The 6075-nt window shown below is 45.7% G+C and carries 5 protein-coding genes; 4 read left to right on the plus strand and 1 reads right to left on the minus strand.

What is annotated here, in order from left to right; genetic code table 11:
• Positions 1-163: 163 nt before the first annotated feature.
• The gene (gene tsaD / locus R7M92_RS16145; RefSeq protein WP_005379854.1) at positions 164-1180 is read right to left on the minus strand and encodes a tRNA (adenosine(37)-N6)-threonylcarbamoyltransferase complex transferase subunit TsaD; all 1017 of its coding nucleotides are present in this window, start codon (positions 1178-1180) and stop codon (positions 164-166) included.
• Positions 1181-1410: 230 nt separating this feature from the next.
• On the opposite strand from tsaD, the gene rpsU reads away from it, so the two are divergent.
• From rpsU to rpoD, 4 genes are all read left to right on the plus strand, one after another.
• Positions 1411-1626, plus strand: a complete 216-nt coding sequence (rpsU, locus tag R7M92_RS16150; protein WP_001145625.1) for a 30S ribosomal protein S21 — start codon at positions 1411-1413, stop codon at positions 1624-1626.
• A 27-nt stretch (positions 1627-1653) separates the two neighbouring features.
• Positions 1654-2097: a GatB/YqeY domain-containing protein gene (locus R7M92_RS16155; RefSeq protein WP_005379720.1), complete on the plus strand. Its 444-nt coding sequence runs from the start codon at positions 1654-1656 to the stop codon at positions 2095-2097.
• Between the two features lie 149 nt (positions 2098-2246).
• Entirely contained in the window at positions 2247-4013 is a 1767-nt protein-coding gene (gene dnaG, locus R7M92_RS16160) for a DNA primase (protein WP_005379719.1), read from the plus strand.
• 99 nt (positions 4014-4112) lie between these two features.
• Complete coding sequence (gene rpoD, locus R7M92_RS16165) at positions 4113-5975, plus strand: RNA polymerase sigma factor RpoD (protein WP_005395986.1); 1863 nt, start codon at positions 4113-4115, stop codon at positions 5973-5975.
• Positions 5976-6075 lie beyond the last annotated feature (100 nt).

Genomic DNA, 6075 nt, shown 5'->3' on the forward strand with positions numbered 1-6075 from the left:
TCTTATTCTTCCACGTCATCCTAGCACTGAAACAATAGCGAACTGCTCGCATCAGTCAGAATGTAAAACGAGGCGGTTCATTGAATAATTAAAAATAAAGGCCTCTGAGGAGCAGAGACCTTTATTACACAGAACCGGTTTCAAACCTACCGCATAAATTTGACTAAGCGACAGGTGTTAGTTGATCAATTGGCCAACGTGGACGAGCCTCTACTGACATGTCAGCCACTTCGCCATTCTTCAAGCGCTGCATGCCTGCGTAAGCGATCATCGCACCGTTATCTGTACAGAACTCAGTACGTGGGTAGTAAACTTCGCCGCCAACTTTCTTCGCTAACTTCTCTAACTCAGCTCGCAAACGACGGTTAGCACTCACACCACCAGCAATAACAATGCGTTTCATGCCTGTTTGCTCAAGCGCGCGCTTACATTTAATAGCCAACGTAGCACACACAGCCTCTTCAAATGCCAATGCGATGTCCGCGCGAGTTTGCTCGTCATCACCGTTTGCAGCAATCGTGTTAGCCGTAAAGGTTTTTAGACCAGAGAAACTCATGTCCAAACCTGGCACATTCGTCATTGGGCGTGGGAACTTAAAGCGGCCCGGTGTACCTTTTTCCGCCAGTTTAGATAATAGTGGACCGCCTGGGTAATCCAAACCCATTAGCTTCGCTGTTTTATCAAACGCTTCGCCCGCCGCATCATCAATCGACTCACCTAGAATTTTGTACTCACCGATGCCTCTCACTTCCACCATCATAGAGTGGCCGCCCGATACTAATACCGCCACAAACGGGAACGGTGGAGGGTTATCTTCCAACATTGGGGCCAATAGGTGACCTTCCATATGATGAACAGGTACCGCTGGCACTCCCCAAGCATAAGCAATACTGCGACCGATAGTCGCACCCACTAATAGCGCCCCAACAAGACCAGGCCCCGCGGTATACGCGACACCATCGATGTCTTTTGAAGTTAAGTTCGCTTCTTTTAGTGCCTCTTTAATAAGAGGAATGGTTTTCTTTACGTGGTCACGTGAAGCCAACTCAGGCACCACACCGCCGTAATCTGCGTGCAGTTTTACTTGGCTGTATAGCTTGTGTGACAAGAGACCGTTTTCATCGTCATAAATTGCGATGCCAGTCTCGTCACAAGAGGTTTCAATACCAATAATGCGCATGGTTTTCTCAGTATGCTTTCTGTATAGAGGAAATTTGGGCGTCATATTACCTCGCCTTGGTGCTGCAAACAAATTTTGTACAGACAATAATCGACAAAAGGCTTTACAAAGTAGTTGTGATCGGATTAAAATTCCGCACCATTTTTGATCAAGCTGGTAAGAGACCTAACAATTGTGATTTGGTCTGTTGAATACCAGCGTTAACGAATAACCCCTGAGGTGAAAGGCATATGCCAGTAGTTAAAGTACGTGAAAACGAACCGTTCGACGTTGCTCTACGTCGTTTTAAGCGCTCTTGCGAAAAAGCAGGTATCCTTTCTGAAGTGCGTCGTCGTGAGCACTACGAAAAACCAACTACAGTTCGCAAACGCGCTAAAGCAGCTGCTCAAAAGCGTCACGCTAAGAAGCTAGCTCGCGAAAACGCTCGTCGCGTTCGCCTGTACTAATAACTGAGCTCCAAAAGGAATTTAGTTATGGCTCTGATTGATCAACTCAAAGAAGAGCAAAAATTAGCGATGAAAGCCAAGGACAAATTGCGCCTTGGTACTATTCGTTTAGCCCTATCAGCAATCAAGCAACGTGAAGTTGACGAACAGATTACTCTGAACGATGACGACATTCTTGCAGTATTGACCAAGATGGTTAAACAACGTCGCGACTCTGTAGCGCAGTTTGAAGCAGCGGGTCGTCAAGATCTTGCTGATGCGGAACAAGCAGAAATTACCGTTCTTGAGGACTTTATGCCTCAACCACTGACAGACGAAGAAGTAGCGGCTCTCATCGAGAACGCGATTGCTGAATCTGGCGCAGCTGGCATGCAAGACATGGGCAAAGTAATGGGCGTTCTGAAACCGCAAATTCAAGGGCGTGCAGATATGGGTAAAGTAAGCGGTTTAGTTCGCGCTAAATTGGCTTAAGGTACCCCACCCAATTGCAGCAAGCCGTGCTATCCTTTGGAGCGCACGGCTTGTTTGTATCTGGATGGATGGAATGAAATCAATGGGCAATACGCTCATTCTTTTAAGGCATTCACTCCACTCATCATCTTCTTTTTTTGTTAGGTTTTATGGCTGGACACATCCCTCGCAGTTTTATCGATGACCTTCTAGCTCGACTTGATATTGTCGATATCATCGACGCACGTGTGAAACTTAAGAAAAAAGGCAAAAACTACGGCGCATGCTGCCCTTTCCACAACGAAAAGACACCCTCATTCAGTGTCAGTCAAGAAAAGCAGTTCTACCATTGTTTTGGTTGTGGCGCGCATGGAAATGCCATCGATTTTTTGATGGAATTCGACCGACTAGAATTCGTCGAAGCCATTGAAGAACTCGCTTCATACTTGGGTTTAGATGTTCCTCGCGAACAACGTAGCGGCGGTAATGGTTCGTTTCAATCAGGCCCACAAGCAAGCAGCAGTGAAAAACGTAACCTATACGACTTAATGGGCAGCATTGCTCAATTTTATCGTAACCAACTCAAACAGCCAGCAAGTAAGGTGGCGATTGAGTATCTAAAAGATCGCGGCCTGTCTGGTGAAATCGTCCAGAAGTTTGGCATCGGCTATGTGGCTGATGAATGGGATTTAGTTCGTAAGAACTTTGGCCAGAATAAAGAAAACCAAGACATGCTCGTCACTGGCGGCATGTTGATTGAAAACGATAAAGGCAACCGCTACGACCGATTCCGTGGTCGAGTGATGTTTCCTATTCGAGACAGACGCGGTCGAGTAATAGGCTTTGGTGGTCGAGTATTAGGTGATGGGACACCAAAATATCTCAACTCACCCGAAACCCCGATATTTCATAAAGGTAAAGAGTTGTATGGCCTTTATGAAGTACTACAAGCGTACCGTGAGCCACCACAAATTTTAGTGGTTGAAGGCTATATGGATGTTGTCGCGCTTGCTCAATATGGCGTAGATTATTCCGTTGCCTCATTGGGAACCTCGACAACGGGCGATCACTTGCAAGTGTTATTCAGGCAAACAAGCACCGTCGTGTGTTGTTATGACGGTGACCGCGCAGGCCGTGAAGCAGCGTGGCGTGCCATGGAAAATGCATTGCCTTACCTAACTGATGGTCGCCAGTTAAAATTCATGTTTTTGCCGGATGGAGAAGATCCCGACTCTTATATCCGGCAAAACGGAAAACAAGCATTTGAGCAGCAAGTGTCTAATGCGATGCCCTTGTCTGAATTCATGTTCAGCTCATTGACTCAGCAGGTCGACATGAGCACGAAAGAAGGCATGGCAAAACTGAGTACTCTTGCGGTTCCTCTCATTGATAAAGTCCCTGGCGGCACTTTAAGACTATACTTGAGAGAATTGCTTGGCCGCCGTTTGGGTTTGGTTGATGAACGCCAACTACAGCAGCTAATTTCAAAACAAGGTAAAGAGGATAAAAGGCCTCAACCTCATAAAGAAATCAAGCGAACACCGATGCGAGAAGTGATCGCGTTACTGATTCAAAACCCACAATACGTAAGTATGGTGCCAGATCTAACTAGCGTTAGAGATTTGCCCATTCCTGGTCTAAGTTTATTTGTTGATGTACTTGATAAATGCCAAGCGCATCCCCATATCAACACAGGCCAATTATTAGAGCATTGGCGAAACAGCCAAAATGAGACCCTTCTGTCTCGTCTCGCGAGTTGGGACATTCCACTCGATGAGGACAACCAAGAAGAAATCTTTTTAGACTCACTGGATAAAATTATTGCCCAGTGCGTAGAAAAACAAATTGAAAACCTGCAGGCCAAAGCAAGAAGTGTCGGTTTATCAGCCGAAGAGAAAAGGGAGCTGCTAGCACTTATGCTAGATTTAAAAGCGTAACCCTGTTTAATTAGTCAGCAACGATTTAATTTGTTATAGTAAGTGGTTTGCATTTCGCATACTGATTCCTTCACCAGATTACGAAGTTGGATACCGTCTATGGATCACAATCCGCAGTCACAGCTAAAGTCACTTGTTATTAAAGGCAAGGAACAAGGCTATCTGACCTACGCCGAAGTAAATGACCACCTACCTGCTGAAATCGTAGATTCAGAACAGGTAGAAGACATCATTCAGATGATCAACGACATGGGCATTAAGGTAGTAGAAACTGCTCCTGATGCTGATGATTTAGCACTGAACGATGACACAAATATTACCGATGAAGATGCAGCCGAAGCTGCAGCCGCTGCACTTTCTAGCGTAGAGAGTGAGATTGGTCGTACAACAGACCCAGTACGTATGTACATGCGTGAGATGGGTACTGTCGAACTTCTAACTCGCGAAGGCGAAATCGACATCGCAAAACGTATTGAAGAAGGTATTAACCAAGTTCAATCGTCTGTTGCTGAATACCCAGGCACAATTCCGTACATTCTTGAGCAATTTGACAAAGTTCAAGCTGAAGAACTACGTCTTACAGACCTAATTTCAGGTTTTGTAGATCCAGATGCTGACGACACCGCTGCACCAACGGCAACACACATCGGTTCTGAACTGACTGAATCTCAGTTAGAAGAAGAAGACGATGAAGACGTTGATGACGACGAAGATAGCGATGACGATTCAGATGATTCTGAAGAAGATGTAGGTATCGACCCAGAGCTAGCGCTAGAGAAATTCAACCAACTACGCAGCACCTATCAAAATCTTCAATTAGCAATCAACGAGTACGGCTATAACAGCCCGAAAGCAACCGTTGCTAATGAAATGATGCTAGACGTATTCCGCGAGTTTCGTCTAACGCCTAAACAGTTTGATCACCTAGTGAATGAACTGCGTACTGCTATGGATCGCGTTCGTACTCAAGAGCGTCTGATCATGAAGTCAGTGGTTGAATACGGCAAAATGCCGAAGAAATCATTCATCGCGCTGTTCACTGGTAATGAATCAAGTGAAGCTTGGCTGGATGAAGTTCTTGCTTCAGACAAGCCATACGCTGAAAAGATCAAACGTAACGAAGAAGAAATCCGTCGTTCAATCGCTAAGCTAAAAATGATTGAAGAAGAGACTTCTCTAAACGTACAGAACATTAAAGACATCAGCCGTCGTATGTCTATCGGTGAAGCAAAAGCTCGCCGTGCGAAGAAAGAGATGGTTGAAGCGAACTTGCGTCTTGTAATTTCTATCGCGAAGAAATACACCAACCGTGGCCTACAGTTCTTGGATCTGATCCAGGAAGGTAACATCGGTCTGATGAAAGCGGTAGATAAGTTCGAATATCGTCGTGGTTACAAGTTCTCGACTTACGCAACGTGGTGGATCCGTCAGGCAATCACTCGTTCAATCGCGGACCAAGCACGTACGATTCGTATTCCGGTACACATGATCGAAACGATCAACAAGCTAAACCGTATCTCTCGTCAAATGTTGCAAGAGATGGGTCGCGAGCCACTACCGGAAGAACTGGCAGAGCGCATGCAAATGCCAGAAGACAAGATTCGTAAAGTTCTAAAAATCGCTAAAGAGCCTATCTCAATGGAGACACCAATCGGTGACGACGAAGATTCGCATCTAGGTGATTTTATCGAAGATACAACGCTAGAACTTCCGCTAGATTCTGCAACAGCAACTAGCCTTAAAGTGGCAACAAAAGACGTGCTTGCAGGTCTAACACCACGTGAAGCGAAAGTACTTCGTATGCGCTTTGGTATTGACATGAACACTGACCATACTCTAGAAGAAGTTGGTAAGCAGTTCGACGTTACTCGTGAGCGTATCCGTCAGATCGAAGCAAAAGCACTACGTAAACTTCGTCACCCAAGCCGCTCAGAGACTCTGCGCAGCTTCCTAGACGAATAATCGCAGCGCATACAAGCTTTTAGAAGTAAATTACCACCTTCTAAAGAAGGTGGCTTTGTGTGAGCCCCCTAAAAGGGGGCCTTTGTTTAGTCCAGCGCCA

It is taken from the genome of Vibrio sp. Vb2880, assembly GCF_033337975.1.
GTDB lineage: Bacteria > Pseudomonadota > Gammaproteobacteria > Enterobacterales > Vibrionaceae > Vibrio > Vibrio alginolyticus.